General features: G+C 57.3%; 2 protein-coding genes and 4 pseudogenes. 4 read left to right on the forward strand and 2 right to left on the reverse strand.

All coding sequences use genetic code 11. From position 1 onward, the window contains the following. Positions 1-706: 706 nt before the first annotated feature. A pseudogene (locus FQ187_RS30105) lies at positions 707-1006 on the forward strand (transposase); the annotation flags it as partial. Next, positions 998-1303, forward strand: a pseudogene (gene rdgC / locus FQ187_RS30110) (recombination-associated protein RdgC); the annotation flags it as partial. The pseudogenes FQ187_RS30105 and rdgC, both read left to right, overlap by 9 nt. On the opposite strand, the pseudogene FQ187_RS29640 reads toward rdgC, so the two are convergent. Further along, positions 1302-1479: pseudogene (locus tag FQ187_RS29640) on the reverse strand (PAAR-like protein); the annotation flags it as partial. The pseudogenes rdgC and FQ187_RS29640 sit on opposite strands and share 2 nt — an antisense overlap. Before the next feature lie 190 nt (positions 1480-1669). Between FQ187_RS29640 and FQ187_RS29645 the strand changes: the two are divergent. Further along, complete coding sequence (locus tag FQ187_RS29645) at positions 1670-2737, forward strand: phosphotransferase family protein (RefSeq protein ID WP_149632201.1); 1068 nt, start codon at positions 1670-1672, stop codon at positions 2735-2737. Positions 2738-2775: 38 nt separating this feature from the next. Beyond that, positions 2776-3516 (forward strand): annotated as a pseudogene (locus FQ187_RS29650) (SDR family oxidoreductase). Between the two features lie 132 nt (positions 3517-3648). Here the strand turns inward: FQ187_RS29650 and FQ187_RS29655 are convergent. Then, on the reverse strand, positions 3649-4068 hold a 420-nt coding region (locus FQ187_RS29655; protein ID WP_149632202.1), incomplete at its 5' end, for an integrase core domain-containing protein.

The following is a 4068-nucleotide window of genomic DNA, read 5'->3' on the forward strand; positions in this document are numbered from 1 at the left end:
GTCTGCTTACGTTTTCCGGCATATTCGGCATCGGCGAAGGACATCTGTTTCATCGGGGTTCAACCGCTCAGTTTGTGCGAGGTGCGTATTTCACCAAATCTGGATGTCTTTTTCAGAGTTTCCTTAGAGGAAGAGTCGTATTTATGCCCCCCCCAAAACGCTGCAACCAAGCGCCCCTTCTCAACAACAGCAAAGGAGGCACCCACCTCCCCCCTATCAAAGAAATTACACTCGAACGCCTCTTTGAGATTGTGAAAGCGCTCCCCCCCAAAACCTCCAACTCTGCTGCTTCTTGTCATTTTTATCAGTCCTCCAGGTCGGTTGCCGTAGTCGCGGACAGGCCAGTGCGAAGGAGCACGAAGGTGCTCGATCAGACTTGTGCCTGCCTACCTAGGCGACCCTGAGATCGCCAAGTAACCGCAACACACTGTTTATGTTGGATTGTCATAACCCATGGATGTCACCCCGAAATTTTACGTTTCGGTATGTGAAAATCTACACGCGTAAACTTTCCTGGTCAAAAGTTTTTCGACACATTAGTATGTCAAATGTCCGACGCGTACGATTTACCTTGCCTAGGGCTCTCTCGCTGAAGAAAAGCGCGAAAGCGTTGGGCCTGAAGGCATACCGGTGCGGCCTGAAATTATTGGGTGTTGTGCCGCAATGATTCTGGACACCCCAATAGGGCGTTAGCTGCAATATGTTTATGACTAACAGCAACGATAAGAGTGGGGAGCTTTGGGGTCAGGAGCGGCGTTGCCGCTGGAGCCCAGAGCAAAAACTGGCCATGGTTCGCGAGAGTCTCGAGCCAGGGCAAAGCGTTTCGGTGGTGGCTCGGCGCAACGGCATCAATGCCAACCAACTGTTCCTGTGGCGCAAGCTGTATCAGGACGGCAGCTTGTCGGCGGTCAGTGCCGGTGAAGCGGTGCTGCCTGCGTCCGAGCTGAGCGGTGCGCTCAAGCAGATCAGTGAACTGCAACGGATGCTGGGCAAGAAAACGATGGAAGCCGCCGATGGCTTCTTCGTCCTGGACGAATGCGAACTGCGGGAAACCCACGAGGACGGAAGCATTGTGCGCTGCAAACGCCAAGACCTGACAATGGATGAGATCGCGACCCACTTGCGCATTGGCAAGGTTGCAACGCAGCTGTCGTTAGCGTGGCAATACAAGCTGTCGTTCGTGCTCGACGACAAAATGATTATCAAGCGGCTGCGTTTCGAAAGCCTCTTGGAGGATCAGGCGGCAGCTGATGGGGGCGACGAGGCTCTTGGCCAACTGGACGCCAGCTTTACCCTGATGATATCGGGTTGGCCATGCTCATGCACACGCCAAAGGGCATGACGTTGGCCATCGGAATGTAATCCATGATGTTGGCCGCCGGTCAGGGTTCGATTCACCGGCAACACATTGAGCACGGCGAGCGCTGCGCCGAAGCTGCATTGCAGGGGTGCGGTGACACACACTTGCGGACAGCCCATTTCAAAGCTCCTTCCTGGAAGCGCTGGATCCCCTGAACCATAGTCCGCCGCACCGGTTCTCACACATCAGGAACGCTGATTATCCAGCAACACACTAACCAATAAGACCGTGCCGCGCTTGTGGCACTACCGTCTCACCATTAGATTGGCCAATGATGTCCGGCCTCTAAAATAAGCAGAAGGGATAAGCATGGCGCTTACTGATCAGTCCACCCGTATCCGCTCCGGCGAAGAACTTGATGCCAGCCTGATCGATCCGTACCTCAAAGCCCATATTCCGGGCTTGAGCGGCTTACTTGCGATCAGCCAGTTTCCCGGCGGCGCATCGAACCTGACTTACCTGCTGGAATACCCCGAACAGGAATTCGTCCTGCGGCGTCCGCCGTTTGGCCACAAGGCGAAGTACGCCCACGACATGGGGCGCGAATTCCGCATTCTCAACCAGCTCAAGGATGGCTTCCCGTACTGCCCCAAGGCCTACCTGCACTGCAACGACGAATCGGTGATTGGCGCCGAGTTCTATGTGATGGAGCGCGTCAACGGGATCATCCTGCGCTCGGAACTGCCGCCGGAGCTGGGCCTGGACTCGGCGAAAACCGAAGCCTTGTGCAAAAGCTTCATCGACAAGTTCGTCGAGCTGCACCGGGTCGACTACAAGGCCTGTGGCCTGGCCGATCTCGGCAAACCCAAAGACTACGTGGCACGGCAGATCAAAGGCTGGAGCGAACGCTACGAGAATGCCCTGACCCCCGAGGCGCCGCAGTGGGATGTAGTCAAGGCCTGGCTCAACGACAAGATGCCGGCCGACCACCCGACGACGAGCATCATCCACAACGACTATCGCTTCGACAACGTGATCCTCGACCCGAACAACCCGATGGACATCATCGGTGTGCTCGACTGGGAGCTGACCACCCTCGGCGACCCGCTGATGGATTTGGGCAACACCCTCGCTTACTGGATCGAGGCCGGCGACCCGGCACCGGTACAACTGATGCGCCTCCAACCGAGCCACGCACCGGGCATGCTGACCCGCCGCGAATTCGTCGATTATTACGCCGAACGCTCAGGGATCCAGATCGACAATTTCGACTTCTACTTCACCTGCGGGCTGTTCCGCCTCGCTGGCATCGTGCAGCAGATCTACTACCGCTTCTTCCATGGTCAGACCCAGGACAAACGATTCGCGCAGTTCATTCAGATGAACAAACTGCTGGAGCAGAGGAGCCTGCAAGTCATCCAGAAATCCAGCCTCTGATCGCGCACCTGGCGCCTGGCATACAACAAGGAAAAACCATGTCCATGACTCAGTTGTTCGACCTCGACGGCAAGATCGCTTCGTCTCCGGCGCCAGCCGTGGCATCGGTGAAGTCATCGCCAAACTGCTGGCCCAGCAAGGCGCCCATGTGATCGTTTCGAGCCGCAAACTCGACGGCTGCCAACACGTGGCCGACGCGATCATCGCCGCCGGCGGCAAAGCCACTGCCATCGCCTGCCATTTTGGCGAAATGGAACAGATCACCCAAGTCTTCGCCGCCATCCGCGAACAATTCGGGCGCCTGGACATCCTGGTCAACAACGCCGCGACCAACCCACAATTCTGCAACGTGCTGGACACCGACCTCAGCGCCTTCCAGAAAACCGTCGACGTAAACATTCGCGGCTACTTCTTAATGTCGGTGGAAGCCGGCAAGCTGATGCGCGATAACGGCGGCGGCAGCATCATCAACGTGGCCTCGATCAACGGTATCTCGCCGGGGATCTTCCAGGGCATCTACTCGATGACCAAGGCTGCGGTGATCAACATGACCAGGCCTTCGCCAAGGAGTGCGCACCGTTCGGCATCCGCTGCACTCCCTGCTGCCGGGACTCACCGACACCGAGTTTGCGTCGGCGCTGGTGAAGAATGACGCGATTTTGAAGACCGCACTGGCGCAGATTCCATTGAAACGCGTGGCGGACCCGAGTGAGATGGCGGGCGCGGTGTTGTACCTGGCCAGATATGCGTCGAGCTACACCACTGGGTGTTGCCGCTGACCGAAAACTGACCTAGTCAAGGCTGATCTACCGACTGAAAACTGACCTAAGTGTTCAACTGCTTTCATTCAGCTTTCGAACAAGAGGACACGGGGTGGACTTGCCCCTACAAAACCGGACACCAACTCCCTGTTAATTTGATGCCGCTGCCAAGCGCCTGAACTCCCTCGGTGAGCGATAGTTCATGGCGCTGTGCGGATGCTGCTCGTTGTAGTGCTCGAAGGCAATTGCCAGGTTACGCAACGCCGTTTCTCGATCTGGCTTGGGCATGTGCGCCACGTAATCTCGCTTGATCGTCTTCACGAAGCTCTCGGCCATGCCGTTGCTCTGCGGGCTGCGTACCGGGGTGGTCACCGGCTGCAAGCCGATCTGTCGAGCAAACAGGCGTGTCTGTTCGGCGGTGTACGCCGAGCCGTTGTCGCTTCGCCATTGAACTGGCGTGGCGGGCAGTTGATCACCAAAACGCTTCTCCACGCTTTCCAACATCAAGTCGCGGATATCATCGCCGCTGTACCCGGTCGGGCTCGCGACCCAGCCGATGGCTTCGCGATC

This window comes from Pseudomonas sp. ANT_J28 (assembly GCF_008370005.1).
Classification (GTDB): domain Bacteria; phylum Pseudomonadota; class Gammaproteobacteria; order Pseudomonadales; family Pseudomonadaceae; genus Aquipseudomonas; species Aquipseudomonas frigoris.

What these genes read in the sequence shown, in the direction of transcription:
- FQ187_RS29645 (WP_149632201.1), top strand. Translation starts at nt 1,670, where the DNA reads ATGGCGCTTACTGATCAGTCCACCCGTATCCGCTCCGGCGAAGAACTT.